Origin of the sequence: Micromonospora endolithica, assembly GCF_003626595.1 — a bacterium.
Lineage (GTDB): Bacteria > Actinomycetota > Actinomycetes > Mycobacteriales > Micromonosporaceae > Micromonospora > Micromonospora endolithica.
The window spans coordinates 1,161,824-1,187,852 of sequence record NZ_RBAK01000001.1; the positions used below are offsets into that span (position 1 = coordinate 1,161,824).

Here is a 26,029-nt window from a genome sequence, read left to right on the forward strand (position 1 = left end):
TCCACATGGGCGTGAATGAGAGAATTGAAAGTCGACCAGCTCACCGACGGCGGCGTCCGCCGCCCTGATCGCGAAGGGTCCGCATGCAGCAGCCAGCATCGTCCGCCGCCGACAGCCACGACATGATCGAGGTACGCGGCGCGCGGGAGAACAACCTCGACGCCGTCTCGGTCGACATCCCCAAGCGCCGGTTGACCGTCTTCACCGGGGTGTCCGGTTCCGGCAAGTCCTCGCTCGTCTTCGGCACCATCGCCGCGGAGTCCCAGCGGCTGATCAATGAGACCTACAGCGCCTTCCTCCAGACGTTCATGCCGAGCCTCGGTCGACCCGACGTCGACTCGCTGCGCAACCTCACCCCGGCGATCGTGGTCGACCAGGAGCGGATGGGGGCCAACTCCCGCTCGACGGTGGGCACCGCCACCGACGCGTACGCGATGCTGCGGATCGTCTTCAGCCGCCTCGGCCGGCCGCACGTCGGCGGGGCCGGCGCGTTCAGCTTCAACCTGGCCGAGGGCATGTGCCCGACCTGCGAGGGCCTCGGCCGGGTGTCCGACCTGGACGTGAACGAGCTGGTGGACGTGGAGCGCTCGCTCAACGACGGCGCGATCACGGTGCCCAACTTCGCCGTCGACTCGTGGTACTGGCAGACCATCGTCGGGTCCGGGCTCTTCGACCCGGACACGAAACTCCAGGACTACACCCCCGAGCAGTGGCAGGACCTCCTGCACAAGCCCGCCACGAAGATCAAGGTGGGCAGCAACAGCTGGACCTACGAGGGTCTGGTCGTCAAGGTGCGGCGGCTCTACCTGAGCAAGGACCGCGAGTCGATGCAGGGGCACATCCGCGCCTTCGTCGACCGGGCGGTCACGTTCACCACCTGCGCCGAGTGCGGGGGCACCCGGCTCAACGCCGCCGCCCGGTCCTCCCGCATCGCCGGCCGGAACATCGCCGACTGCGCGTCGATGCAGATCAGCGACCTGGCCGCGTTCGTCCGGGCGATCGCCGACCCGTCGGTGGCCCCGCTGGTGGAGTCACTGGGTGACCTGCTCGACTCGCTGGTGGAGATCGGCCTGGGCTACCTCAGCCTGGACCGCGAGTCGGCCACCCTGTCCGGCGGCGAGGCACAGCGGGTGAAGATGGTCCGGCACCTCGGCTCGCCGCTGAGCGACGTCACGTACGTCTTCGACGAGCCCACCGTCGGCCTGCACCCGCACGACATCGCCCGGATGAACGACCTGCTGCGGCGGCTGCGGGACAAGGGCAACACGGTGCTGGTGGTCGAGCACAAGCCGGAAACCATCGCCATCGCCGACCACGTGGTCGACCTGGGCCCCGGCGCGGGCAGCGCGGGCGGCCGGATCTGCTTCACCGGCGACGTGGCGGGGCTACGCCGCTCCGGGACGCTCACCGGCCGGCACCTGGACCACCGGGTCCGGCTGCGCGACCGGGTACGCCGGCCCACCGGCCAGCTGCCGATCCGCAACGCCGATCTGCACAACCTGCGCGACGTCAGCGTCGACCTGCCGCTGGGGGTGCTCACCGTGGTGACCGGGGTGGCCGGGTCGGGCAAGAGTTCACTCATCCACGGGTCGCTGCGCCGCCGCGAGGGGGTGGTCGTGGTCGACCAGTCCCCGATCCGGGGATCCCGGCGGAGCAACCCGGCCACCTACACCGGCCTGCTCGACCCGATTCGTACCGCCTTCGCCAAGGCCAACGGCGTGAAGGCCGCCCTGTTCAGCGCGAACTCGGAGGGCGCCTGCCCGACCTGCAAGGGCATCGGCCTGGTCTACACCGACCTGGCGATGACCGCCGGAGTCGCGTCGGTCTGCGAGCGCTGCGAGGGCCGTCGCTTCACCGACGAGGTGCTCACCTACCGGCTACGTGGCCGGAACATCAGCGAGGTGCTCGCGATGCCGGTCGACGCGGCCCGTGAATTCTTCCCCGGCGGCGCGGCGCGGGCGATCCTCGACCGGCTCGCCGACGTCGGGCTGAGCTACGTCACCCTCGGCCAGCCGCTGACCACCCTCTCCGGCGGTGAGCGGCAGCGGCTCAAGCTGGCCATCCAGATGGCCGAGAAGGCCAGCACGTACGTCCTCGACGAGCCCACCACCGGCCTGCACCTCGCCGACGTGGACCAGCTCCTCGCGCTGCTCGACCGCCTCGTCGACGGCGGCGACACGGTGATCGTCATCGAGCACCACCAGGCGGTGATGGCGCACGCGGACTGGCTGATCGACCTGGGCCCCGGAGCGGGGCACGACGGTGGCCGGGTCGTCTTCACCGGCACCCCGGCCGACCTGGTCGCACACGGCGACACGCTCACCGCCCAGCACCTGCGCGAGTACGTCCACCGCTGACGGGGCGGCGGGTCCCGGCGCCGGCCTGGTGGCACCGGGACCCGGCCCGCGCGGGAGGATCAGCCGAGGCGGCGCAGCCAGCGCCGCTGCCACGGTGTCTCCACCGCTCGCGGCCGGTAGTGCGCGCGTACCCACGGCACGGCCTGCGCGGCGGGCAGTCCGTCGAGGATGGCCAGCGCTGCCAGCGCCGTGCCGGTGCGGCCGGTGCCGCCCCGGCACGCCACCTCCACCCGTTCACCGTCGCGGGCCCGGTCCAGCGCCTCCCGCAGGGCGTCGAGCGCGTCGGCCCGGTCCAACGGGACCCAGAAGTCCGGCCACCGCACCCGCCGGTGCCGCCACGCCGGCACCGGGCCCTCCGCCAGCAGCAGGGTGAAGTCCGCCGGCCCGACCGGATCACCGAGGCGGCGTCCCCGCACGGCGGCACCACCGGGCAGCACGACCACCCCCGGCGAACCCGCCCATTCCTGTCCCTCAGCCACCGGTCACCCCTCCCGCTCCCGCCGTCGTCCCTCCCACCCTGCCAGGCCCGCCCCTCCCCCGCTCTCCCGTCCCCGCGATCTTGCACATTCGGTCGCCGGGTCGCCCCGACAAGCGCCTTTCGCGGAGACGACGACCGCAAGATCGCGGGAGCCTGGCGGGGCGGCGTGCTCAGTGGGCGCCGTCGTGGTCCCTTGGGGAGGGCGACGCGTCGGACCAGGCGCTGCGGTAGAGCGTGCCGCGGCCGGCCGGGTCGGGCACCCCGTGCGGGCCGGTGGGCGCCGGGTCCGACTCCACCGGGATGGCGGCGGCGCGCCGGGCGCGGATGACCCGGGACACCACGAACCAGCCGACGGCCGCGACGACGGCGAGGATCACCACCTTCTGGAGGGTGCCGGCGTACCCCTCGACCAGGTGCCAGTTGTCGCCGAGCAGGTAGCCGGCCATCACGAAGGTGGTGTTCCAGATCAGGCTGCCCAGCGTGGTGTAGAGGGCGAACGTGCGGATCGGCATCCGCTCCACCCCGGCCGGGATCGAGATGAGGCTGCGGAAGATCGGGATCATCCGCCCGAAGAACACCGCCTTGGTGCCGTGCCGCAGGAACCACTCCTCGGTGCGGTCGACGTCGCTGAGCTTCACCAGTGGCAGCCGCTCCACGATCGCCCGCGTCCGTTCCCGGCCCAGCGCGGCGCCGATCCAGTACAACGCGAGCGCGCCGACCAGCGACCCGAGCGTGGTCCAGAAGATCGCGCTGACCAGACTCATCCGGCCCTGGGCGGCGACGAAGCCGGCCAGCGGGAGGATCACCTCGCTGGGGATCGGCGGGAAGAGGTTCTCCAGGGCGACCGCCAGGCCCGCGCCGGGTCCACCCAACCGCTCGACCAGATCGGTGACGGCTCCGACCAGGCCGTCCTGGGGAGGCGCGGCCTCCCCGGTGGCGGTGCCGGCGGCGAGCAGCGCGTGCGCGGTACGAGACATGCCTACACGCTACGAACCGTTCCTGAGAGCCATTCACCAGGCCCACCGCCTAAGCTGCGGGGCATCGCGGGAGAGGAACCCATCGTGCGTACGCCATTGCGCCTCGTCGTCGCCCAGCCACCGTGCGTGGCGTACGACGTGGTCGCGAACGCGGCCCACCACGCCGCCGCGGTCCGGGCGGCGGGTGCCCGGGTGGTGGTGTTTCCCGAGCTGTCGCTGACCGGGTACGAGCTGGACGCCCCGGTCGTCGACGAGGACGACCCACGGTTGACCGCACTGGTCCGGGCGTGCGCCGACACCGGCACCCTCGCCCTGGCCGGCGCGCCGGTACGCGGCGACCACATCGCCACGCTCGCGGTGGACGGCACGGGAGCGCGGGTGGCGTACCGGAAGATGTTCCTCGGCGGGGCGGAGCCCGGCCGCTTCTCCCCCGGCACCGAGCCGGCGGTCCTGGACGTGGACGGTTGGCGCGTCGGCCTGGCGATCTGCAAGGACACCGGGGTGCCGGAGCAGGCGGCGCGGACGGTGGCCCTCGGCGTGGACGTGCTGGCCGCGTCCATGGTGGACGAGGCCCGGGACGCGGCGGTGCAGGACGATCGGGCGCGACTGATCGCCACCACCCACCGCGTGCACGTGGCGGTGGCGAGCTGCGCCGCGCCGACCGGAGGCGGCTTCGGCACGCCCGCCGGCCGGTCGGCGGTCTGGTCGCCGGAGGGAAGGGTCCTGGTACGGGCCGGTACCGAGCCGGGTGAGAGCGCCGGAGTCACCCTCGGCTGAGGACGGATCCGCCGCCGAGGGTGAGTGACCGCGATACCGGGGTCAGGTCGCCGGGACCTGCTGCTCGGCCCATTCGGCGACCCGCCGCGCGCTCTCCTCCTCGGAGAGGTCCTCGACCCGGGTCATGATCGACCACCGCACGCCGAACGGGTCCCGGATGCTGGCGTACCGGTCGCCGGACGCGAACGTGGACGGTGCCTCGCGAACGACGGCGCCGGCGGCCACCGCACGATCGACCACGGCGTCGACGTCCGGGCAGTAGAGGCCGATGGAGTAGCAGTCGCGATCCCCCTCGGGGGCGGCGACGAGCCCGAAGTCGGGCATCGGTTCCCCGAGTTGCAGCAGTCCGTGACCGAAGTCGAGGTCGGCGTGGGCCACCACACCACCCATCTCGGTCACCGCGACGACCCGCGCCCCGAAGATCTTGTGGTAGAAGTCGATGGCTCCGCGCGCGTCCGGGATGGCCAGGAAGGGAGTCAGGCTGGTGGCGCCGTGCGGCGTACCGTTCGTGGTGTGCTGGCCGTCGGCGGCTCGGCTGGTGGCAGTCATGGCCCGAATCGTAGGGACGCCCGGCGTGGACCGGCTTGAAGATTCGCGACAGGCGCCCGCCTGTTCCGGCCGCGCCGCCGGATCACCGCCGAACGGCCGGCGTTCTAGGATGTCCGGCGTGGCACTGCCCCCACCCCTCGCCTCCGGTCGGGACGCCGACGTCTACCCGCTCGACGACGACCGGGTCCTGCGCCGCTACCGCCTCGGCGGCGACGTCGCCGCCGAGGCGGCGGTGATGGACCACCTGCACGCGCGCGGCTACCCGGTTCCCCGCGTCCACCACGCGGCGGGTCCGGACCTCGTGCTCGACCGGTTGACCGGGCCGACGCTGGCCGAGGCGGTGCTCGGCGGCGCGGTGGACGCCGGACGGGCCGCCCGGATCCTGGCCGACCTGCACCGCCGGCTGCACGCCCTGCCCGCCCGTCGCGCGGCCGATCCCGCCGACCGGGTGCTGCACCTCGACCTGCATCCGCAGAACATCCTGCTCACCGCCGCCGGCCCGGTGGTCATCGACTGGGGCAACGCCACCGAGGGGCCACCCGGCCTGGACGTCGCGATGTCCGCGGTGATCCTCGCCGAGGTCGCCACCGAGGCCGACTCCCCGGTGTCCGGCCCGGCGCGGGACGTGCTCGTCGGCTACCTGGCGGAGACCGGGCCGCTGCCCCTGCTGGAGCGGAGCGTCGCGCTCCGGGCGGAGCTCGGACCCCTCGGTCCCGAGCGACTCGGGCAGGCGGCGGCCCTCGTCCGGCGGCTCGCCCCGACCGCCACCGGTGGACCGGCGTGACCGGCCCGCCGGTGCCGGGCCCGGCGGCGGGCGGACGTGGCCGGGTGGCCGGGCTGTGGCGGTACCCGGTGAAGTCGATGCGGGGTGAGCGGCTGACCGCCGTCGAGGTCGGCCCGGCCGGGCTGGCCGGAGACCGGACACTGGCCCTGCTCGACCGGCGCACCGGCCGGGTGGTCAGCGCGAAGGACCCGCGACGGTGGCGGTCCATGCTCGGCCTCCGGGCCACCGGCGGCGACCCGGTCCGGATCACCCTGCCGGACGGAAGCGTGGTGTCCGCCGCCGACGACGACCGGGACGAGCGGCTGTCCGCCGCGCTCGGCGCGCCGGTGACCGTGGTCGACACCCCGCCCGCCGGGGCCGTCCTGGACCGGGCCCGGCCCGAGGCGGTCCTGGCCGAGGGGATCACCGCCGAGGTGCCGGTGGAGGAGAGCCACCTCGGTGGGGCCGCACCGGGGACGTTCTTCGACTTCGCCCCGGTGCACCTGGTCACCTCCGCGAGCCTGGCCCGGGTGTCCGCGGAACTGCCCGGTGGGCCGGTCGACCCGATCCGGTACCGGCCGAACCTGCTGCTCGACGTGGACGCCGCCGCCGGGTTCGTGGAGAACGACTGGGTCGGGCGGGAGCTGCACGTCGGGCCGGAGCTGGTGCTGCGGGTGGTGGCGCCGACGCCGCGCTGTGCCGTACCGACGCTGGCGCACGGCACCCTGCCCGTCCAGGCCGACGCGCTCCGGGTGCCGGCCCGACTCAACCGGGTCGTCCCGGTGCCGCACCTTCCGGCGCAACCGTGCGTCGGCGCGTACGCGCTGGTGGTGCGGCCGGGGTGGGTGGAGCGGGGTGCGGTGGTGACGGTCGGCTGACCGTCGCTCAGTCGTCCCGGCCGCCGCGGGAGCCGGTGTCCACCCGGTCGAGCAGCGCGTCGAGCTGCGCCGCCACCGCCGGCGACAACCCCTCGTCCTCGACCGCCTCGACCACCTGCTCGCGCAGGTCCTCGAGCCGCTTGTCCCGGTCCTTCGGCCTGCTGCGGCTCAGGTCGACGAGGTCGTCGCGCAGCTTCTCGACCGTCTTCTGGTCGATCTCGCCGGTCTCCCGGGCCCGGGCCAGCAGGCCCACGAACTGCGCGGCCAGCTGCGGCAGGCTCACCTGCACCGGCCGACCGGTGACCGAAGGGGCGGGAGCGGCCGTGGTGGGTGCGGGCGGGGCGGAGCTGCGCGGGGTGCTGGCCGGCGCGCTGACCGTGGGGGTGGCCGGGCCGGCCGGACCGGCCGTGGTGGGCCGGTCGCCCAGGTCGCCGAGGGTCAGCGCCGCGACGAGCCCGACGATGAGCGCGAGGCCGGCCGCGACGAACACGGCGACCGGGCGGTCGGCGCGCCGACGCGCCGGTGACACCGGCACCGGGCGGGTGGCGCCGGGTGCCGGCGATGGGGCGACCCGGGCCGACCGGTCGACCAGGGTCGGCGGATGCGTCGCCCGGCCGGCCGGGATGCCGGCCGCCGGCCGGACGTCGGTGGGCGGTTCGACCGGCGGGACCGCGCCGAACCGGCTGGCGAGTCGGCCGGCGGTGGGCCGGCGCGCCGGATCGGCGTCGAGGCAGGCCAGGACGAGGTCGGCGACGGCGGCCGGGAGACCCGGCACGCGCGGCGGCGGCACCGGCGTGCGCCGGGCGTGCACGTCGAGGGCGTCCTCCCAGGTCTGCACCGGCAGCGGGGCCCGGCCGGTCAGGGCGCGGTAGAGCAGCGCGCCCAGGGCGTACACGTCGCTGGCCGGGTCGGGCGGGCCGGACCGCAGCCGTTCCGGCGCGAAGTAGGCGGGGGTGCCCATGAGCAGCTCACCGGTCTGCCCGGCGACCGGGTGGTGCGGCCCGGCGAGCGCGGCGATGCCGAAGTCGAGCACCTTCGCGCCGGTCCCGGTGAGCATGACGTTGCCCGGTTTGACGTCCCGGTGCACGACGCCGATGCGGTGGGCGGCGGCGAGGGCGTCGGCGACCTGCCCGGCCATCCGGACGGCCTCCGGCCAGGGCAGCGGACCGGCGTGGAGCCGGTCGGCGAGGTTGCGCCCGTCGACCAGTTCCATCACCAGGTAGGGCACCACGACGCCGCCGGCCAGGCTCGCTTCGCCGTAGTCGTACACCTGGGTGACGTGCGGGTGGCTCAGCCGGGCGGCGGCGCGGGCCTCGCGCCGGATGGTGGCCCGCAGCTGCGGGTCGGCGGCCAGTTCCCCGGCGAGGGCCTTCACCGCGACGGGCCGGCCCAGCACCTCGTCGTCGGCGCGCCAGACCTCGGACATCCCGCCGCGGCCGATGCGCTCGCGCAGGACGTACCGGTGGTGCAGCCGGAGGCTGGTGGTGAACGACGACATAGAGCCCCAGTGTGCCTGCCCCGCACCGCGGCCCACCACCCCGCCGGTCCGGTCTGCCACCCGGCGGCGCCGATGTCCCGGTTTCGACCGGCCTGCCGGGTGGCCGGGCTCACCCGGCGGGCCCGGCGATCGCGGTCAGGAGCAGCGTGGCGCGCGGGGCACCGGGGCGGGTTGGATGCGGTCCGCGACGCGTCGCAGGACGGCGGCGACGGCCAGGCGGGGCGCGGCGAGTGGCACGGCGCGCGGGCGTTCCGGCCGGACGGGGGCGTCCGGCCGCGCCGAGTTCACGTGCCGGAGCACCGCGTCGACGGCGAGGACGTAGCCGGTCGGCTGTTCCATGGTCATCTCCTCGGGACAGGTCCGGTGGAGGTCCGGACGACGAGTTCGGTGGGCAGCAGGACGTGTCCGGCGGCCGGGTCCTCGGGGGGGTCGAGCAGCAGTTCGGCCAGCCGTCGCCCCTTCTCCTCGGCGGGTTGGCGCACGGTGGTCAGACCCGCCTCGGCCGCCTCGGCGATGTCGTCGAAACCGGTCACCGCGCACGGTGGCCCGCCGGTCCCGGCGAGGGCGTCCAGGACGCCGAGGGCCAGCACGTCCGAGCAGGCCAGGATCGCCGTCGGACGATCGGGGCCGGCGAGGACCGCGGCGACCGCCGCGGCGGCGGCCGTCCGGCTGTTGCCGGCGGCGCTGAGCAGGGTCAGCTCCGGCCAGGCCACCCCGACCTCGGCGAACGCGTCGGCGAACCCGGCGAGCCGGCCGCGGGTGGTCGGGTGCGGCACGTCGGTGACGTCGGCGAGGCGCAGCTCCCCCGACGGGACGCCCGGCAGGACGGTGTCACCGAGCAGCGCGACCCGGCGGTGGCCGAGACCGACCACGTGCGCGGCGGCGGTGCGGGCGGCGGCCCGCTCGTCGATGCCGACGAACCGGTCCGCCGGGCCGGCGTCGGCCCGGGGGGCGGTGGTGACGAAGGGCAGGTTGCGGGCCCGGATCGCGTCCAGCGCCCAGCTCTCGTCGCCGGCGCAGTAGACGCAGAAGCCGTCGACGGCGGCGCTCTCCACGGCCCGCCGGGCACCGGGCGCGTCGTCCGGCAGCGGCACCAGCAGCAGGCTGGTGCCGTGCCGCTCGGCCGCGCCGGCGACGCCGGCCAGGAAGCGGACCGCGAAGGGGTCGGTGAAGGCGTACGACAGCTGCGAGGTGAACAGCACGCCGACCGCCCCGACGACGCCCCGGCGCAGGGACCGTGCGGTCGGGTCGGGGCCGGGGTAGCCGAGTTGCCGGGCGGCCTCCAGGATCCGCTCGCGGAGGGCGGTGGAGAGCTGGTCGGGCCGCGAGTAGGCGTTGGAGACGGTGCTCCGGGAGACGCCCACGGCATCGGCGACGGCCTGGAGTGTCGGCTTCACGGCACCCCCCTCTCGGCGTTCTGAATCGATTCAGTATCTGTATCGATTCAGAGACTAGCGGCAGTCACGGGGACCGGTCAATACCGGACGCCCGGCGGGAAACGCGGCACCCCGCCGGGCCGTGGGCCGGGCGGGGTGCGGTGGTGCGGCGTCAGCCCTTGCGGGCGACCGCTCCGTACATGCTGACCTCGGCCACCGAGGGACGCGGCTCGGGGGCGCCCTCCGCCCGCCACTCGGCGACCGAGGTGATGCCCGGCTCCACCACGTCCAACCCGTCGAAGAAGCGGGTGAACTCCGCCAGGCTGCGCAGATTGATCAGGCCGTGCGGGCCGCCGCCCCTGGCCGCCGCCTTCGCCTGCGCGGCCACCTCCGGGGGCAGGTAGTCGTGGGTGGCGTGTGAGGCGGCCAGGTAGCTGCCCGCGGGCAGCGCGTCGAGCAACCGGCGGACCACCGCGTAGGGGTCGTCGTCGTCCGGCACGAAGTGCAGGATCGCCACCAGCATCAACGCGACCGGCTGCGACGGGTCGATGGTGCGCAGCAGGTCGGGGTGGCCGAGGATCTTCTCCGGCTCCCGCAGGTCGGCGTCGATGTAGGAGGTGGCGCCCTCGGCGGAACTGGTCAGCAGCGCCCGGGCGTGCGCCAACACGATCGGGTCGTTGTCGACGTAGACCACCCGCGACTCGGGCGCGATCGACTGGGCGACCTCGTGGGTGTTGTCGGCGGTCGGGATGCCGGTGCCGATGTCGAGGAACTGCCGGATGCCCGCCTCCCGGGCCAGGTAGCCCACGGCCCGCTGGAGGAAACGGCGGTTCTCCAGGGCGGACGTGCGGATGGTCGGGAAGGCCGCCGCCATCGCGTCGCCGGACTCCCGGTCGGCCTGGAAGTTGTCCTTGCCGCCCAGCCAGTAGTTGTAGCGCCGGGCCGGATGGGCGACCGAGGTGTCGATGCGGTCGCTGGGGTGGGCCGGACCGGTCGTCTCCGGTGCATCGGTGGTCACAGCAGCCTCCACGGCTCTCGCGCCACCGCCGTCGGTGACGTCCGTCCACTGTCGCCGAACGCCAACATGCTAGCGCTCCGCCGCGCCGGATCGCGGCCCCCGAACCGGGTCACCGCGGGTAGAGGTCGTCCAGGACACGCTGGAGGATCTCCTGGGTACGCTCCGGAGGCTCGGCCTCCACGCAGAGCCGTTCCATCGCCACCGCGTAGTAGTCGAGGTCGTCGCGCTTGTCGAGGTAGAGCGCGCTGGTGAGCTGTTCGATGTAGACCACGTCGGGCAGCTCCGCGTCCCCGAAGCGCAGGATGGTGAACGCGCCGCCGGCGGCGGCGTGCCCGCCCGCGGCGAACGGGATGACCTGGAGGCGGATGTGTGGCGACTTGGTCGCCTCGATCAACGCCTGCACCTGACCGCGCATCACCTCGGGCCCGCCAATCGGCCGGCGCAGCGCGGCCTCGTCGAGCACCACCCACAGTTGCGGCGGGTTCTCCCGGCGCAGCAGGTGCTGACGCTGCATGCGCAGCTCGACCCGACGTTCGACCTCGCCGGGAGTGGCCCGGCCGTGACCGAGCAGCACCACCGCCCGCGCGTACTCCCGGGTCTGGAGCAGGCCCGGGACGAACTGGACCTCGTACGTGCGGACCAGGGCGGCGGCCGCCTCCAGCCCCAGGTATGCCTGGAACCAGCCGGGCAGCACGTCGCCGTACCGGTGCCACCAGCCCGGGCTGTTGGCGTCGCGGGCCAGCTTGAGTAGCGCCTCGCGCTCCTCGGGCGCGGTGACGCCGTAGAGGGTGAGCAGGTCGGCGACATCGCGTTCCTTGAAGCCGACCCGACCCAGCTCCATCCGGCTGATCTTGGACTCCGAGGAACGGATCTCCCAGCCGGCACCCTCCCGGGTGACCCCACTGGACTCGCGGAGCCGGCGCAGCTGGGCGCCGAGCAACATGCGCAGGACGGTCGGGCCGCTTGCCGGGGTGCCCTCGGCGGGAACCATCGTCACTGCCGCCCTCCGCACGCCGGTACCCACGCTGACCGGGTCACGACGACCCGGCCGACGTGTAAGCATGCCATGGACCGTCAGTGAGGTGAATGCCTTCCGGCCGGTGAATTGGTCCCGCGCACGGGACCGCAGGTCAGTCGAACAGGTGGTCGAAGTCGCCGTCGCGTGCGCCGAGGACGAAGGCCGCTATCTCGTCGACGGTGTAGATCAGCGCCGGCCCGTCCGGGTGCCGGGAGTTGCGCATCGCGATGCCGGCCCCGCCGGGCAGTTCGGCCAACTCGACGCAGTTGCCGCTCGGATTGCTCCGCCGGCTCTTCTGCCAGCGCAACGGAGGCAGCTGGTGGGTGGGTACGCCGTTCGGTGGCTGCTGCATGAGCGTCTTTCTCTTCGAGCACCCGCCGATGCCCCGGGGCCGCGGCTGGTGCCGGCGCGTCCGGGGTACGCATCGATGAAGCGCTTCCTGCACGTGCATCTGCTATTGCATCTGCATCGGACAGGGAGCATGATAACGCACGTGCGCGGTACCCATCCGTTCACTTTGAGTTACCTGAACCTGGCCTGCCACCAGGCAAAACACCGTTCGGCGCGGGGGCGTCGGCGGCCCCGGCGAGAACCGGGGACACCAGCTGACGGGAGGGGCTCGTGCCGGATCCGATGACCATCGCGTCCGGGATCTGTGCCGCGGGAGCCCTCGTCTCGACCTGGCAGCTACGTCGTCGCGCGGTCCGCGCCGAGACCGAGATCGGCCTGCTCCAGGCCGAGCTGGCCGCCGAGCGGCACGCCGCCAGCCACGACCCGCTCACCGGCCTGCCCAACCGCCGCGCCTTCTACCGCCTGGCGGCCACCCTGCTCGCCGACGCGGCCGACCGGCCGCTGATCGCGGTGGTGCTGGACCTCGACGACTTCAAGCAGATCAACGATCGCTACGGACACGCCGCCGGGGACCAGGTGCTGATCAGCGTGGCGGAACGGCTGGCCGCCTTCGCCGGGGACAACCTGGTGGCCCGGCTCGGCGGCGACGAGTTCGCCGGCCTGCTCACCAGCCCGACGGTCGACGGCCGGTGGTTGGAGCACGCCAGCCGCCGGCTCTGCGACACCCTCGCCGCGCCGATCCCGCTGGGCGGGTTCAGCCTCCGGGTGACCGCCTCGGTCGGCCTGGCGCCGGTGACCTGCCCGGGTCAGCTCACCGAGGCGCTCGACCGGGCGGACGCGGCCATGTACCGGGTCAAGAGCCTCGGGCCGGCGCGGTCCCGCCGGCAACTGGTCGACAGCTCCCCGCTGGTCGACTGACCGGCGGGGAGCTCACCGTCCGACCGGGACGGTACGGCTCAGCGCCAGCCGTAGCCGGCGCGCAGCGCCCGCCCCACCTTGTCGAACCGGGCCCGGTCGAGCACCGCGCCCTCCCGCCGGATGCTGTCCTCGCGCATCGTCAGCACCCGGTCCAGGCGTACCCAGCTGGGCCGGCTGTCCCGGTCCCACGATCCGGGCCCCAGGGCGAGCCAGTGCCGCTGGCCGTCCCGCTCGTCCTGGCTGGACAGCATCAACCCGAACAGGGTGCGGCTGTGCCGGCCGACCACCAGCACCGGCCGGTCCTTGCCCTGGCGCGGGTCGTCCTCGTAGGGCACCCAGGTCCAGACGACCTCACCGGGGTCCGCCTGCCCGTCCGGTTCCGGCGCGTACGTCAGCTCGCGCCGTTGCAGCCCGGCGACCTGGCGGCGCCGGGCGACCTGGGCCGGGGTGGGCCCGGTGCGCCGGGGCCGGGGGACGACCCCGCCGAGCCGTGCCGCCACGTTCCTCAGAAGACCTGCCACGCCGGGCAGCCTATCCGGCGTCCGGCGGGCATGATCGGCGGTATGACACCCGCCCTGCCGGACGACTTCCCGGTCATCGAGCGCCGCGCGGTACGGGTGGTGGTGCTCGACACCGACGACCGGGTGCTGCTCCTGCACACCCGGGACCCGGAGCACCCCCGGCTGGGCACCTGGTGGGAGCTGCCCGGCGGTGGCATGGACCCGGGCGAGACCTGTCTCGACACGGCGCTGCGGGAACTGCGCGAGGAAACCGGGATCGTGGCCCGGCCGGAGCAGGTGGGGCCGCCGACGTGGCGACGGCGGGCGAGCTTCGTGCACCGGCGGACCCGCCACCACCAGGACGAGGTGGTGGTCACGGTGCGGCTGGCCGGTCCGGGCCCGGAGGTGGACGAGGCGCACCGGCTGGCGTACGAGCAGGAGGACTACTTCGGCTTCCGCTGGTGGCCGCTCGCGGCGATCGTGCCCGGCCCGGAGCGGTTCTATCCCGGTCGCCTGCCGGAACTGCTGCCCGCGCTGCTGGCCGGGGAACCGGTCGACGAACCGTTCGAACTGTGGTCGTGACGCGCGGCGCGGCAGCGGGCACAGTGGGGCGATGACCGATCTCCGCTCCCCCGTAGCCCGGTACGCGTCCCGCCTGCACGCCGTCCTCGGCGACCGGCACCACGTCGCCTCCCCGCTCGGCGCCTGGCTGCTGTTGGCCCTGAGCGCTCCGGCGGCCACCGACCGGTCGCGCGACGACCTCGCCACGGTGCTCGGCATGGACGCCTCGGCCGCCGCCGACGCCGCCCGGGCGCTGCTGGACCGGCCGCACCCGCTGGTCGGCGCGGCGAGCGGCGTCTGGCACGGGACCGGGTGCGACGCCGGCCGGCTCGACGCGTGGCGGGCGACCCTGCCGGCCGGCACCGCCGTCGGTCCGCTGCCCGAGCCGGCCGAGTTGGACGCGTGGGCGCGGGAGCACAGCCTGGGCCTGATCGAGGAGTTCCCGATCCGGGTCGGGCCGGACCTGGTGCTGCTGCTGGCCAGCGCGCTGGCCACCCGGATCTCCTGGGCCGACCCGTTCGAGGTCGACGACGCGGCCGCGCTGGGCGCGGGCAGCCCGTGGGCCGGGCGTCTCGCCCGGGTGCTGCGTACGCCGCAGCGCGGGCACCACTGCTGGATCGCCAGCACACCGCGGGCCGGCGAGGTGATCGTGCACGCCGCGCCCGCCCGGCCGGCGGACGACGGCGCCGGACTCCTGGTGGTGTCGGTGGCCGCGCACCCGGACGTGCCGGCCGTGGACGTCCTGGCCGCCGCCCACGACATCGCCCTCCGGGCCGCCGACGCGCCGGACGGGCACCGCCCGGGATCGCTGTACGACCTGCCGCTCGGCGTCACTCCCCTGTGGACGTTGCGGGAGGAGGTCGTGCACACGAACGCTCCGGGCGGGCGCGACGAGCGGCTGGCGGCGGTGCTGCCGGCCTGGTCCGCCCGGGACACGCACGACCTGGCCACGGCGGAGCTGGGCTTCCCGGCCGCCGCCGAGGGTCTGGCCGACCTGCTCGGCGGGGGCCGGTTCGAGGTCGAGGTGAAGCAGGCGACCGCCGCCCGTTTCGGCCGGCACGGCTTCGAGGCAGCGGCCGTCACCGGCTTCGCGATGCGCACCAGCCTGCCCCCGGAGGGCGTGGTACGCGTCGCCGAGTTGCGCTTCGGCCACCCGTACGCGGCGGTCGCGGTGGCCACCGACCAGCCGTCCGACGCCCCGGCCGGCCCCTGGCACGGCGTCCCGGTCTTCTCGGCGTGGGTGGCCGAGCCGCAGGAGCTGACCGAGGCGGACCTGGCGGACCCGCCGACCGAGTGGTGAGCCGGGTCAGTCCTCGTACGGGGGCCGGGGTATCGGCTGGGTCATGCCGTCGAAGTCCCGGGGCAGCTGGGCCACCATCTCCCGGAACTCCTCGACGGTGACCGCCTCGCGGAGGGTGACGAGGACGGCCGCCGCGCCCACCCGGGCGGTCTCGTCGTCGACCCCCGCCCGCTCCCCCACCCGGCGCAGGAACTCCGTCGGTCCGCCGGCACCGGCCGGGCCGTCCAGGGCACCCGGACCCGGCTCGGCGAGGTAGGCACCGGTCTCGTCGGGCAGGTCTCCGGCCAGGTCGGCGACGTCACCGCCGGTCATCCGGTCGACCATGGTCTGCAACACGGCCCGGGAGACGACGGCCGCCTGCGCGGTCGGCAACCCGGAGCGGCGGGACACCGCGTCGACGAAAAGGGGAAACCGCACGTCACCCTCCAGTGGTCACCGGTGCCGCGCTTACCCAGGCCGGGTGCCGGCAAACGGCGACCGGCCGGCGGAGCGGTCCGCTCCGCCGGCCGGCCCCCCGGCGCTCCGACCGGGTGGTCAGCCGCCGGCCAGCGCGGCGGCCACGGAGCGCACCTGCTCGTAGCCGGTGGCCATGAGGAAGGTCGGCGCCCGGCCGTGGCTCTTCATCCCGACCGCGTGGTATCCCGGCTCCGGGTGGGTCAGCTCGGGCACGCCGTGCGGGGGCACGGTGCCGCAGGAGTGCTCGTTGGGGTCGATCAGCGGCGCCAGCGCACGGGTGGCGCCCAGCACCGGGTCCAGGTCCAGTCGCAGCTCGGCCGGTTGGGCGGCGGCGGCGAGACCGACCGGGCCGGCGCCGGTCACCACGACCGGAAGGTGTTCCATCGGTGTCTTCTCGTCGGGTTGGCAGGTACGGGTCAGTCGACGACGGTGCTGCGGCGTTCCAGCAGGACGACGTCCCGCCAGCCGCCGTGATGGCGGCCGACCCGCTCCCGTACGCCGACGGCGCGGAAGCCGGCGCGGCGGTGCAGCGCCAGGCTGGCGGTGTTCTCCGGGAAGACGCCGGACTGGATGGTCCAGATGCCGGCGGCCTCGGTGGTGGCGACCAGTTCGGCCAGCAGCAGCCGGGCGATCCCCTGGCCGCGTGCGGCCGGGTCGACGTAGACGGAGTGCTCGACCACCCCGGCGTACACCGGGCGGGTCGAGGTGGGCGAGACGGCGATCCAGCCGCGCACCGTGCCGGCGCCGTCCACGGCGACGAACCGGTGCTCGGGCAGCCGGGCGGCGTCGAAGGCGGCCCAGGTGGGCGCGGTGGTCTCGAAGCTGGCATGGCCGTCGTCCAGGCCGGTCTGGTAGATCGCCAGCACCCGGTCGGCGTCGGTGGGACGCATCGCCCGCAGGGAGATGTCGGCCATCGGTGCTCCGTTCTGCTCGGGCGGCGGGTGCGCCACTGTCTCGATGTCTCTCTAAGCAGACTTCCACGTTGATTCGACAAGTGCCACCTAGGCACATGTCGAAACAATCGTCGCCACTGTCGCTGGTCGACCTCACCGCGGACACCCCCTTGCTGTGCGCCGCTCGTCCGGCAACGCGTGCCGGCCGAGACGGTCGCCGTGCTCGCCCCCGCCTTCAAGGCCCTCGGCGACCCGGTCCGGCTCCGGCTGATGTCGATGATCGCTTCCGCCGAGGGCGGTGAGGCGTGCGTCTGCGACCTCACGCCGGCCTTCGGCCTGACCGGGCCGACCATCTCGCACCACCTTCGGCGACCCCTGCCCGGTGTTCCCCGGCAAGCGGTACGAGGACTGGAAGCTGACCGACCCGGCGGGCAAGGGCGTGGCGGTACGCCCGATCCGGGACGAGCTCCGGGCCCGGGTGGAGAAGCTGCTCGGTGAGTTGACGCCGGCGGGCGATCGCTGAGTCAGCCCGGCTCGGCCCCGTCCACGCCGTCGGCCCCGTCGTCGGGCTCGTTGTCGGCGAGGACGTCCAGCAGCAGGGCGGCGGTCCAGGCGAACGCCGGGGAGCCCAGCCCGGCGCCCGTGTCCGGGTGGAAGTACTCGTGGCAGCCGGCGCGCGCCACCAGGTCGATCATCGACCGGCGCAGCCCGGCGGCGAGGTCCGGCCGGCCGTGCGCACGCAGGCCCCGGTGCAGCAGCCAGGCCAGGTTGAGCCAGCTCGGGCCCCGCCAGTAGCGCAGCGGTTCGAAGTCCGGCGCGGTGCGGTCGTGGCTGGGCAGCGGGCGGTCCATCCGCCGGGCCAGCCCGAACCGCGCCGAGCAGGCCTCCTCCATCACCGTCGCGGCCGGCCCGGCGGGCAGGTCGGGCAGCAGCAGCGGCATCAGGCCGAGCGCGGTGCGGGCCGGGATCAGCCGGTCGGTGCGCAGGTCGCGGGGATGGAACGTGCCGGTCACCGGGTCGTAGAGCCGCCGCACCAGGGCCTCGGTGATCCGCGCCGCCCGCTGCCGGTGCGGGCCGGGGTCCGCGCCGAGGAGCGTCGCGATGTCGGCCAGGGCGTGCTCGGCGGCGCCGGCCGCCGCGTTGAGCAGCGGGCACTCCACCAACCACGGGTGCCGGCCAGCCAGGCCGTCGTCGGCGTACCGGTGGTCGCGGTAGGACGCCACGATCGCCACGTACCGCGCGTAGTCCAGGTCCGTGGGGCGGTGCGCGGCGTCGGCGTGCGCGGTGTCGTGCCGACGGTACGCGGACATGACGGCGGCGTCGGCGGGCACCGCCGCCATCGGCGCGTCCCAGGCGGGGCTGTTGTCGACCCCGGACTCCCACGGGTGCACGATCGCGGCCAGCCCGTCGCCGGCGACGTCCCGCGCGGTGGCCAGGTAACGCTGCTGGGCCAGCAGTCGCGGGTAGAGCCGGCGCAGTGCCGACCGGCCCCGCTCCGACGGCGCCCGGCGGTACGCCAGCAGCGCGGCCAACGCGTGCACCGGCGGCTGGATCAGCCCGGACGTGGCGACGGCCGGGGCCGCACCGGCCAGTGCGGAGTTCCAGAACTCGGGCCCCGGGAAGTACGAGCCGACCGGCAGCGCCGGGTTGAACACGATGTGCGGGACCCGCCCGTCGGCCCACTGCGCGTCGAACAGGCTGGTCAGCTCCGTCCAGGCGCGGTCGGGGTGCACGTGCGCCCAGCCGATCGCGATGAACGCCGAGTCCCAGCTCCACTGGTGTGGATACAGGGTGCGCGACGGCACGGTGTGGTCGTGCTCCCAGTTGCCCTCCAGGGTGGCCACCGCGAGCCGCCACAACCGCGCGGGATCGGCGCTGCCCGTGCTCGGCCCGGCCGCGACCCCGGGCCCGGTCATGCCGCCGCCGCCCGGGGTTGGGCGTGCCGGAGCACGGTGGCGGCCTGTTGCAGGGCCCGGACCGGGTCGCCGCGCAGCCGGCACTCCAACGCGAGCCAGCCCGGGTAGCCGATGTCGAGCAGGGTGCGGACCAGCTGGGGCCAGTCCAGATGCCCGGCGCCGGGCTGGTGGCGGTTGGAGTCGCTGACCTGGACGTGGCCCAGGTAGGGCGCGGCGGCGCGCAGGGCGGCGGGCACGTCGTCCTCCTCGATGTTCATGTGGAAGGTGTCGGCGACCACCCGGACCGAGGGCAGCCCCACGGCGGCGCAGAGCCCCACCGCGTCGTCGAGCCGGTTGACCATGTGGTCCTCGTAGCGGTTGAGGGGTTCCAGGAAGAGGGTGACCCCCTCCGCGCGGGCGTGCTCACCGAGCACGCCCAGGGCGTCGACGAGGACCTGCCGGTCACCGGCCGGCGACCGGGGCGGGTCGAACGGCGGCAGCCGGCGGGAGAACATCCCCCACGCGGCCGGCGTCATCGCGCCGACCCCGCCCAGCTCGGCGATCACCGACAGCTGGGAGCGCAGGTTGACCATCGCGTCCCGGGAGCGCTCGCGGTCGAAGTCGCCGATGAAGTGATCCATCTCCACGCAGACGGTGGGCATCACCACCCCGGCGGCCCGGGCCCGGCGCAGCTCGGGCAGCCGGGCGGCGAACGACAGGTCGCCCCGGCCGCGCAGTTCGACCGCGTCGAAGCCGAGCGCGGTGGCGAGGGCGTACTTGCGGATCAGGTCGGTGCCCGGCAGGAGTTGCTCCTGGCAGGCCAGCGGGATCGTCGTCATCAGAACCTCAGCACGACTTGGAGGACGTCACCGGCACCGCGGTCGAGCAGGGTCAGCGCGTCGGCCACCGCGCCGGCGTTCACCACGTGACTCACCAGCGGCAGCGGGTCGACGCTGCCCTCGGCAACCAGTTCCATGAAGGTGTCGGCCACCCGTTCGCCGGTCCAGCGACCGGCCATGCCCGGTGCCGGGGTCGACCCGGACACCTGCGCCGCCACCAACTGGATCCGGTTGTGGTGGAACTCCTCGCCCAGGCCGAGGCCGTCGGCCTGGCCCTGGTAGAAGCCGGCGGCCACGACCCGCCCGGCGTGGGCGGTGGCCCGGATCGCCTCGTGCAGCGCCGGGTAGGCGCCGGACAGCTCCAGGCACACGTCCGCGCCGCGACCGCCGGTGGCCGCGCGCAGCACCGCGGCGGCGGACTCGGCACCGGCGTCGACGACGGTACGCGCGCCGAGGCGACCGGCGTGCGTCAGCCGCTCGGGCACCCGGTCGACGGCGACCACCCGGGCGCCGGAGAGCGCCGCGAGCCGGGTGGCGAGCAGACCGATGACGCCCTGACCGAAGACGCCGACCCACTCGCCGAGGTGCAGGTCGCCGGCGAGCACGGCGGTGAGGGCGATCGCGCCGGGACGGGCGAACACCGCCGCGAGCGGATCGAGGCCGACCGGCAGCGGATGCGCGGCGGCGGCGGGGAGCACCGCCTCGGCCCGGTGTCCCCAGATGCCCCAGACGATCTGGCCGCGCTGCCGGTCCGCGACGTCCGGTGCCACCTCGACGATCTCGCCGACCTCCTCGTAGCCGAAACCGACCAGCGGGTAGGGCACGGAGGTCTGGCGCGGGACGAACATCCGGGTGACGTCGTCCCAGTCCTTGCTCAGTCGGGGATTGCTGCCCCGGTAGAGGGTCAGCTCGGTGCCGGCGGAGATGCCGGAATAGCAGGTGTGGACGCGCACCTGGCCGGGGCCGAGCGGGTCCGGTGGACAGGGCTCGAGGCTGATGCGCCGAGGCCCGGCGAGCGAGACAACCCAGTTGACCATGAGTCACATCCCGGTAGCACTGGGTTCCATCGTAGACAAAAAATCGGTATATGTCTTGTAATTGATCAATCGAAGGGGTTGAATCCGTCATGTACCCTTCGAGAGGAGTGCCATCGATGTCAGCACCTCCGATGCGGACGATCGCCGCCGCCCTGATCATGACACTGGCCGGGACCACCCTGCTGGCCTGCGGAGACGACGAGTCCGAAAGCGACACAAAGATCACGGTGTGGAGCCTGGAGGACGTGTCCGACCGGGTCACCGCCACCAAGGCGATCATCGCCGACTACACCGCGAAGACCGGCGTCGCCGTCGAGCTGGTGCCGGTCAGCGAGGACCAGTTCCCCTCACTCATCGCCACCAGCGCCGCCGCCGGCGAGCTGCCCGACGTGGTCGGGTCCGTCTCCCTCGCCGGCATCCGCACCCTGGCCGGCAACGAACTGCTGCACCCCTCGGCGAATGCGGAGGTCGTCGAGAAGCTGGGCCGCCAGACGTTCTCCCCCCGGGCACTGGAACTCACCGCCGAGGACGGCAAGCAGCTCTCCGTCCCGAGCGACGGCTGGGGCCAGTTGCTCGTCTACCGCAAGGACCTGTTCGACGCCGCCGGGCTGCCCGTCCCCGACACGTACGAGAAGATCGCCGCCGCGGCGGCCAAGCTGAACACCGGCGGCGTCGCCGGCATCACCGCGGCGACCGCCCCCGGCGACGTCTTCACCCAGCAGACCTTCGAGCACCTCGCGCTGGCCAACAACTGCCAGCTCACCGACGACTCGGGAGCGGTGAAACTGGACTCGCCCGAGTGCGTGGAGGCGTTCCGGTTCTACGGCGACCTGATGCGGACCAGCTCGGTGAAGGGCGCGCAGGACGTCGACACCACCCGGGCCACCTACTTCGCCGGCAAGGCGGCCATGCTGGTGTGGTCGCCGTTCATCCTGGACGAGCTGGCCGGCCTGCGCAACGACGCGAAACCCACCTGCCCGCAGTGCCAGGCCGATCCGGGATGGCTGGCGAAGAACAGCGGGTTCGTCACCGCGATCACCGGCCCCAATGGCAGCCAGCCCGCCCAGTACGGCGAGATCAGCTCGTGGGCCGTGCTCGACGGCGCCGGCGGTCCGGCCGGCTCCTTCGTGGAGTACATGCTCGGCGACGGCTACCCCCGCTGGTTCGGCATGTCGCCGGAGGGGCGCTTCCCGGTACGCAAGGGCACCGCCGAGGAGCCGGAGAAGTTCCTCACCGCCTGGAACACCAGCCAGGCCGGGGTGGACACGAAGAAGCCGCTGTCCGAGGTCTACGGCGACCAGGTGCTCGCCGAGCTGCGCCGCAGCCCGGACACCTTCACCCGCTGGGGCATCACCCAGGGCCAGGGCAAGCTCGTCGGGGCGATCCTCGGCGAGCTTCCGGTGCCCAAGGCGTTGAGCGACGTCGTCTCCGGCAAGACCGACGCCGCCGCGGCCGCCGAACGGGCCCACAAGGACGTGGAGGCGATCAAGGCGGGCGTCAATTGACCACCACCGCACCGGGCACCGGCCGCTCCCCCACCCGGGAGCGGCCGGCCCCGGCCCGCCGCCGGGGGCCGCTGACGCTGCGCCAGCGGGAGTCCCGCGCCGGACTCGCGCTGGTCGCGCCCACCCTGCTGGTCACGATCGCGGTGATCGGCATTCCGATCGTGTGGACGGTCGTGCTGGCCTTCCAGCGGGTCCGCCTGGCCACCCTGCGCAAGACCGGCCTGTTCGGCGAGTTCACCCTGGACAACATCGAACGGGTGTGGAACACCCCGGGCTTCTTCGACACGCTCTGGACCACCGTCGTCTACGCCGTCGGCAGCACCGCCGGCTCGATCGTCATCGGTCTCGCGGCGGCGCTGGTCGTCCGCCGCCCGTTCCGGGGTCGCACCCTGGTCCGCGCCTCGATGCTGCTGCCGTACGTGGCGCCGGTCGTCGCGGTCACCTTCGTCTGGCAGGTGATGCTCGACCCGCAGCTGGGCATCGTCAACGACTGGGGACGGCGGTTCCTCGGCTGGGACACCCCGGTCGCGTTCCTGTCCCAGGAGTCGACCGCGCTGGCCACCGTCATCGCCTTCGAGGCGTGGCGCTACTTTCCGTTCGCGTTCCTGTTCCTGCTCGCCCGCCTCCAGGCGGTGCCCGGCGAGTTGGAGGAGGCGTCCCGGGTCGACGGGGCCACCCCCACCCAGCGGTTCCGGCACATCCTGCTGCCGCAACTGCTGCCGGTGATCGCCCTGCTGGGCGTGCTGCGGTTCATCATGACGTTCAACAAGTTCGACGACGTCTACCTGCTCACCGGGGGCGCGGCCGGCACCGAGGTGGTCAGCGTCCGGGTCTACGAGTTCCTCACCGCGCGTACCGACATCGGGGCGGCGGCGGCGCAGGCGGTCGTGCTGGCCGTGGTCCTGGTCGTCTTCGTCGCGATCTACCTGCGCTTCTTCGGCGGACGGAGGGCCGACTGATGGACCGGGACCGGATCGAGACCGTCGGGCTGCGCTGGGTACGCCGCCTGGTGATCGCCGTCTTCCTGCTGGTGACCGCCTTCCCGTTCTACTACATGCTGGTGCTCTCGGTACGCCCCATCGAGCGCCTGCTGCTCGACCCCGGCTCGCTGGTCGTGGGGCTGGGCGAGCTGACCGTCGAGACGTACACCGAGGTGCTGAGGTCCACCGAGAACGGCGGTCAGGGATTCCTCACCTTCCTGCGCAACAGCGGCCTGGTCGCCGTCGCGGCGACCATCCTGACGCTGGTGGTGGCGATCCCCGGCGCGTACGCGGTGTCCCGGCTGCGGTTCTTCGGGCGGCGTCAGGTCAACGTGCTGTTCCTGGCGGTCTACCTGTTCCCGTCGATCGTCATCGCCATCCCGCTGTTCGTGATCTTCACCCGGGCCGGGCTACGCGGGTCGCTGTTCGGCCTGATCCTGGTCTACATCTCGCAGACCCTGCCGGTGTCGGTCTACATGCTGAAGAACTACTTCGAGACGATCCCGGTCAGCCTGGAGGAGTCCGCGGCGATCGACGGCGCGGGGCGGCTGGGCATCATCCGCCGGGTCAGCCTGCCGCTGGCCGCGCCGTCGATCATGGCGGTCGCCCTGTACGACTTCATGATCGCCTGGAACGAGTTCCTCTTCGCGCTGCTGTTCCTGGTCGACAAGCCGAACCGGTGGACGGTGTCGTTGGGCCTGGCGCAGCTCGCCGACGGGGTGGAGGTGCCCAAGACGGTGCTGATGGCCGGCTCGGTCATCCTCACCCTGCCCATCGTGATCCTCTTCTTCGCCAGCGAACGCCTGCTCACCGAGGGCCTGACCAGCGGCGCGGAGAAGGGCTGACCCTGCGAGATCGCGCGACAAGCGTGACGTGGTGGCCTCGTGACCGCCGCGAGGCCACCACGTCACCGATCGAGGGTGATCTTGCGCATCCCCGCCCGGGACGCGCCGACGGCCGGCGGGACGAGCGGTTACCGTGGCGCCATGGGCAAGCCGACCCGATGGGTGACCGAGACCGGTCCGGAACACACGCAGTGGTACATCGACCGGTTCCGCCGGCTGGCGGCCGACGGGGCGGACCTCGCCGGGGAGGCCCGGCTGGTCGACGCGATGGTCGCACCCGGCTCGCGGATCCTCGACGCCGGCTGCGGCACCGGCCGGGTCGCGGCGGCGCTCGCCGCACGCGGGCACACCGTGGTCGGGGTGGACGCCGACCCGGCGCTGGTCGAGGCGGCCCGGGCCGACTACCGGGGTCCGCACTGGCTGGTCGCCGACCTCGCCGAGCTGGACCTGGCGGCGGCCGGTGAGCCGGAGCCGTTCGACGCCGCGGTGGTCGCCGGCAACGTGATGGCGTTCGTGGCGCCCGGCACCGAGCCGGAGGTCCTCCGCCGCATCGCCGCGCACCTGCGGCCCGACGGGGTGGCGCTGGTCGGCTTCGGGCTCGACCGCGGCTACCGGCTGGCCGACTTCGACGACGACACCGACGCCGCCGGCCTGCGCCGGGAACACCGCTTCGCCACCTGGGACCTGCGTCCCTGGCACGAGGAGAGCGACTTCGCGGTCACCGTGCTGCGCCGCCCGGCCGACTGACCCACCCGCCGACCCCCGCACGCCGGGCCACCGGACGACCGCACCGCACGCCGTGCCGGCGGAGACCACGCCCGGCACGGGGCCCTTCACACGGGACCGACGAGCGGCTCGTCAGGCCGGGCCGGCGACCTGGCGGGCGGCGCCCGGATCGAGGGTCGCGCCGGCCGGCACCAGGCTGACCAGGCTCGCCGGCAGCCGCGCCGGCCGCACGCCGGAGTAGCCGAGCATGCCGAGCACGTCGCCGCCGGCCAGCACGTACCGTCGGCCCATGTCGGTGACCACGGACACCGCGCCGCCGGTCGCGCCCGGCGCGGCCACCGACTCCACGACGGCGCCGCGGCCCGGCTCCACCACCACGTGGTCGGCGAGCACCGACCCGCCGGTGGCATTGGCGGTCCGCGGGGCGGCGGTCAGATCCGGCAGCGGTACGCCCAGGCGCACCTCGGCCGCCCCGCCGTCGTCGCCGACCCGGGTGCAGAGCCCGCCGGCGTCCGGTACGGCCAGCTTCGGTGGCACGGTCGGGGGCGCGGTGGGCCCGGTCGGGGCCAGGTCGGGCCGCTTCGGCAGGGCGGCGAACCGCCCGAGGGTGATCGGTTCCGGCTCGCCCTGGCCGGTGCGGGCGAGCAGCAGGCCGGCCTGCAACTCGGTGATCCCGGCCAGGCCGTCGCGCAGCGCCACCGCGTACTGGCGGCCGCCGCCGGAGTTGCGCACCAGGTAGACGTCGCCGACCCGGGCTCCGTCGACCTCGGTGGACCGCTCCCCCTCGTCGGGCAGCACCAGCGGCGCCAGGTCGGTCCCGGCGGACAGCGTGTTGAGCAGGGCCGGTGCCACCGGCACCGCCTGGGCGCGGGTGGTGGCCAGGGCCGCGAGGACCCGGTCGGGATCGCGGACCAGGTGCCGGCGTTGTCGCCAGACGAGGTGCAGCGCCCCGTCCGGCTGGCGCAGCAGCAGCCCGTCCTCGCCGAGCGGCCGGCCGCCGTCGCCGGTGCCGCCGATCAGCAGCGCGGAGCGGGGCGCCGACCGGTCGGGGTCCAGGCCGGTCACCGAGCAGACCGTCCAGGGTGGGGAGGCCAGCCGCCCGGCGGCGGGCAGGGAGTCCGGCGCGTCGGCGATGCCCAGCGGCAGGCCGCGCGGCACGCCGTCGATCGAGCGACGGGACACCAGCACCGTCTTGGGCCGGTCCGCGCCGATGATCAGCAGCGCCGAGGCGTAGTTGAGCACCGGGTGCAGCTTCTCTTCCCGGTAGACGAACCGGGCCCCGGACTCCTTCTCGACGATCACCGCGCCGGTGTCCCGCCACTTGCTGCCGCCGCCGGCGAACAGCCCGTAGAGGGCGAAACCGCCCAGCACGATCACCGCGACCAGGACGCTGGCCAGACCCGCGCCGGCCAGCCGGCGGAACGGCGACTGCGCGGGGTCGGTCTCGCGCATCACCAGCGCGGCCACCGCCCGCTGGACGGTGAACTGGTAGGAGTGCAGCTGGTCCTGCCGCGACGGCATGGGGTCCCCTCGG

The 26,029-nt window shown here is 74.1% G+C and carries 27 protein-coding genes and 3 pseudogenes; 13 read left to right on the forward strand and 17 right to left on the reverse strand.

The window, feature by feature from the left end; all coding sequences use genetic code 11:
• Nucleotides 1–83 precede the first annotated feature (83 nt).
• Nucleotides 84–2,357: an ATP-binding cassette domain-containing protein gene (locus D7223_RS05270; RefSeq protein ID WP_120725292.1), complete on the forward strand. Its 2,274-nt coding sequence runs from the start codon at nt 84–86 to the stop codon at nt 2,355–2,357.
• A 59-nt stretch (nt 2,358–2,416) separates the two neighbouring features.
• On the opposite strand, the gene D7223_RS05275 is transcribed toward D7223_RS05270, so the two are convergent.
• Nucleotides 2,417–2,836 carry a protein-tyrosine phosphatase family protein gene (locus D7223_RS05275; protein WP_120725294.1) on the reverse strand — a complete coding sequence of 140 codons (420 nt, stop codon included), beginning with the start codon at nt 2,834–2,836 and terminating at the stop codon, nt 2,417–2,419.
• 169 nt (nt 2,837–3,005) lie between these two features.
• Nucleotides 3,006–3,812 (reverse strand): DedA family protein, encoded by an 807-nt coding sequence (locus D7223_RS05280; RefSeq protein ID WP_120725296.1) that lies wholly within the window; start codon nt 3,810–3,812, stop codon nt 3,006–3,008.
• An 84-nt stretch (nt 3,813–3,896) separates the two neighbouring features.
• Between D7223_RS05280 and D7223_RS05285 the strand changes: the two genes are divergently transcribed.
• Nucleotides 3,897–4,589 (forward strand): carbon-nitrogen hydrolase family protein, encoded by a 693-nt coding sequence (locus tag D7223_RS05285; protein ID WP_120725298.1) that lies wholly within the window; start codon nt 3,897–3,899, stop codon nt 4,587–4,589.
• 42 nt (nt 4,590–4,631) lie between these two features.
• Here D7223_RS05285 and D7223_RS05290 read toward each other — a convergent pair whose 3' ends face one another.
• Nucleotides 4,632–5,138 carry a VOC family protein gene (locus tag D7223_RS05290; protein WP_120725300.1) on the reverse strand — a complete coding sequence of 169 codons (507 nt, stop codon included), beginning with the start codon at nt 5,136–5,138 and terminating at the stop codon, nt 4,632–4,634.
• 118 nt (nt 5,139–5,256) lie between these two features.
• Here D7223_RS05290 and D7223_RS05295 point away from each other — a divergent pair, with 118 nt between their 5' ends.
• A complete protein-coding gene (locus tag D7223_RS05295; protein ID WP_238161588.1) occupies nt 5,257–5,922 on the forward strand; it encodes a phosphotransferase in 666 nt (221 codons plus the stop codon).
• Nucleotides 5,919–6,779: an MOSC domain-containing protein gene (locus D7223_RS05300; protein ID WP_238161593.1), complete on the forward strand. Its 861-nt coding sequence runs from the start codon at nt 5,919–5,921 to the stop codon at nt 6,777–6,779. Before D7223_RS05295 ends, D7223_RS05300 begins: the two co-directional genes overlap by 4 nt.
• 7 nt (nt 6,780–6,786) lie before the next feature.
• Here D7223_RS05300 and D7223_RS05305 read toward each other — a convergent pair whose 3' ends face one another.
• The 6 genes from D7223_RS05305 to D7223_RS05330 form a co-directional block, all read right to left on the reverse strand.
• Nucleotides 6,787–8,277: a serine/threonine-protein kinase gene (locus D7223_RS05305; protein WP_120725304.1), complete on the reverse strand. Its 1,491-nt coding sequence runs from the start codon at nt 8,275–8,277 to the stop codon at nt 6,787–6,789.
• A gap of 135 nt (nt 8,278–8,412) precedes the next feature.
• Entirely contained in the window at nt 8,413–8,616 is a 204-nt protein-coding gene (locus D7223_RS05310; protein ID WP_120725306.1) for a hypothetical protein, read from the reverse strand.
• 2 nt (nt 8,617–8,618) lie between these two features.
• Nucleotides 8,619–9,674 (reverse strand): LacI family DNA-binding transcriptional regulator, encoded by a 1,056-nt coding sequence (locus tag D7223_RS05315; RefSeq protein WP_120725308.1) that lies wholly within the window; start codon nt 9,672–9,674, stop codon nt 8,619–8,621.
• Between the two features lie 151 nt (nt 9,675–9,825).
• Nucleotides 9,826–10,671, reverse strand: a complete 846-nt coding sequence (locus D7223_RS05320) for an SAM-dependent methyltransferase (protein WP_120725311.1) — start codon at nt 10,669–10,671, stop codon at nt 9,826–9,828.
• Nucleotides 10,672–10,780: 109 nt separating this feature from the next.
• On the reverse strand, nt 10,781–11,668 hold the full coding sequence (locus D7223_RS05325) for a helix-turn-helix domain-containing protein (RefSeq protein ID WP_120725313.1): 888 nt from the start codon (nt 11,666–11,668) through the stop codon (nt 10,781–10,783).
• A gap of 133 nt (nt 11,669–11,801) precedes the next feature.
• The gene (locus tag D7223_RS05330) at nt 11,802–12,041 is read right to left on the reverse strand and encodes a DUF397 domain-containing protein (protein ID WP_120725315.1); all 240 of its coding nucleotides are present in this window, start codon (nt 12,039–12,041) and stop codon (nt 11,802–11,804) included.
• 269 nt (nt 12,042–12,310) lie between these two features.
• On the opposite strand from D7223_RS05330, the gene D7223_RS05335 reads away from it, so the two are divergent.
• Nucleotides 12,311–12,958: a GGDEF domain-containing protein gene (locus D7223_RS05335; protein WP_120725317.1), complete on the forward strand. Its 648-nt coding sequence runs from the start codon at nt 12,311–12,313 to the stop codon at nt 12,956–12,958.
• Between the two features lie 38 nt (nt 12,959–12,996).
• On the opposite strand, the gene D7223_RS05340 is transcribed toward D7223_RS05335, so the two are convergent.
• On the reverse strand, nt 12,997–13,479 hold the full coding sequence (locus D7223_RS05340; protein ID WP_120725319.1) for a type II toxin-antitoxin system PemK/MazF family toxin: 483 nt from the start codon (nt 13,477–13,479) through the stop codon (nt 12,997–12,999).
• 42 nt (nt 13,480–13,521) lie between these two features.
• Between D7223_RS05340 and D7223_RS05345 the strand changes: the two genes are divergently transcribed.
• A complete protein-coding gene (locus tag D7223_RS05345) occupies nt 13,522–14,040 on the forward strand; it encodes an NUDIX hydrolase (protein ID WP_120725321.1) in 519 nt (172 codons plus the stop codon).
• 31 nt (nt 14,041–14,071) lie between these two features.
• Nucleotides 14,072–15,319: a hypothetical protein gene (locus tag D7223_RS05350; protein WP_120725323.1), complete on the forward strand. Its 1,248-nt coding sequence runs from the start codon at nt 14,072–14,074 to the stop codon at nt 15,317–15,319.
• Nucleotides 15,320–15,325: 6 nt separating this feature from the next.
• Here D7223_RS05350 and D7223_RS05355 read toward each other — a convergent pair whose 3' ends face one another.
• From D7223_RS05355 to D7223_RS05365, 3 genes and pseudogenes are all read right to left on the reverse strand, one after another.
• A complete protein-coding gene (locus D7223_RS05355; protein ID WP_120725325.1) occupies nt 15,326–15,736 on the reverse strand; it encodes a DUF2267 domain-containing protein in 411 nt (136 codons plus the stop codon).
• 117 nt (nt 15,737–15,853) lie between these two features.
• Nucleotides 15,854–16,090, reverse strand: a pseudogene (locus D7223_RS05360) (flavoprotein); the annotation flags it as partial.
• A gap of 101 nt (nt 16,091–16,191) precedes the next feature.
• Nucleotides 16,192–16,689: a GNAT family N-acetyltransferase gene (locus D7223_RS05365; protein WP_120725327.1), complete on the reverse strand. Its 498-nt coding sequence runs from the start codon at nt 16,687–16,689 to the stop codon at nt 16,192–16,194.
• 95 nt (nt 16,690–16,784) lie between these two features.
• Between D7223_RS05365 and D7223_RS33390 the strand changes: the two are divergent.
• Both D7223_RS33390 and D7223_RS33395 read left to right on the forward strand, forming a co-directional pair.
• Nucleotides 16,785–17,037 (forward strand): annotated as a pseudogene (locus D7223_RS33390) (ArsR/SmtB family transcription factor); the annotation flags it as partial.
• Nucleotides 17,036–17,191: pseudogene (locus D7223_RS33395) on the forward strand (phosphatase); the annotation flags it as partial. The pseudogenes D7223_RS33390 and D7223_RS33395, both read left to right, overlap by 2 nt.
• Nucleotide 17,192: 1 nt before the next feature.
• On the opposite strand, the gene D7223_RS05375 reads toward D7223_RS33395, so the two are convergent.
• From D7223_RS05375 to D7223_RS05385, 3 genes are read right to left on the reverse strand one after another with little or no spacing between them, the layout of a single operon-like run.
• Nucleotides 17,193–18,584: an MGH1-like glycoside hydrolase domain-containing protein gene (locus D7223_RS05375; protein ID WP_120725331.1), complete on the reverse strand. Its 1,392-nt coding sequence runs from the start codon at nt 18,582–18,584 to the stop codon at nt 17,193–17,195.
• Nucleotides 18,581–19,402, reverse strand: a complete 822-nt coding sequence (locus D7223_RS05380; RefSeq protein ID WP_120725333.1) for a sugar phosphate isomerase/epimerase family protein — start codon at nt 19,400–19,402, stop codon at nt 18,581–18,583. Before D7223_RS05380 ends, D7223_RS05375 begins: the two co-directional genes overlap by 4 nt.
• Nucleotides 19,402–20,439, reverse strand: coding sequence for a zinc-binding dehydrogenase (locus D7223_RS05385; RefSeq protein ID WP_120725335.1), 1,038 nt, complete (start codon nt 20,437–20,439; stop codon nt 19,402–19,404). The genes D7223_RS05380 and D7223_RS05385 overlap by 1 nt, the downstream gene beginning before the upstream one ends.
• A gap of 116 nt (nt 20,440–20,555) precedes the next feature.
• Here D7223_RS05385 and D7223_RS05390 point away from each other — a divergent pair, with 116 nt between their 5' ends.
• The 4 genes from D7223_RS05390 to D7223_RS05405 all read left to right on the forward strand — a co-directional run bounded on the left by D7223_RS05390 (nt 20,556) and on the right by D7223_RS05405 (nt 24,516).
• Nucleotides 20,556–21,944, forward strand: coding sequence for an ABC transporter substrate-binding protein (locus D7223_RS05390; protein WP_120725337.1), 1,389 nt, complete (start codon nt 20,556–20,558; stop codon nt 21,942–21,944).
• Nucleotides 21,941–22,903, forward strand: coding sequence for a carbohydrate ABC transporter permease (locus D7223_RS05395; protein WP_120725339.1), 963 nt, complete (start codon nt 21,941–21,943; stop codon nt 22,901–22,903). Before D7223_RS05390 ends, D7223_RS05395 begins: the two co-directional genes overlap by 4 nt.
• On the forward strand, nt 22,903–23,769 hold the full coding sequence (locus D7223_RS05400; RefSeq protein ID WP_120725341.1) for a carbohydrate ABC transporter permease: 867 nt from the start codon (nt 22,903–22,905) through the stop codon (nt 23,767–23,769). The genes D7223_RS05395 and D7223_RS05400 overlap by 1 nt, the downstream gene beginning before the upstream one ends.
• A 141-nt stretch (nt 23,770–23,910) precedes the next feature.
• Nucleotides 23,911–24,516 (forward strand): class I SAM-dependent methyltransferase, encoded by a 606-nt coding sequence (locus D7223_RS05405; protein ID WP_120725821.1) that lies wholly within the window; start codon nt 23,911–23,913, stop codon nt 24,514–24,516.
• 111 nt (nt 24,517–24,627) lie between these two features.
• Here the strand turns inward: D7223_RS05405 and eccB are convergent, their stop codons facing one another.
• Nucleotides 24,628–26,016 carry a type VII secretion protein EccB gene (gene eccB, locus D7223_RS05410; protein ID WP_120725343.1) on the reverse strand — a complete coding sequence of 463 codons (1,389 nt, stop codon included), beginning with the start codon at nt 26,014–26,016 and terminating at the stop codon, nt 24,628–24,630.
• Nucleotides 26,017–26,029: the final 13 nt, after the last annotated feature.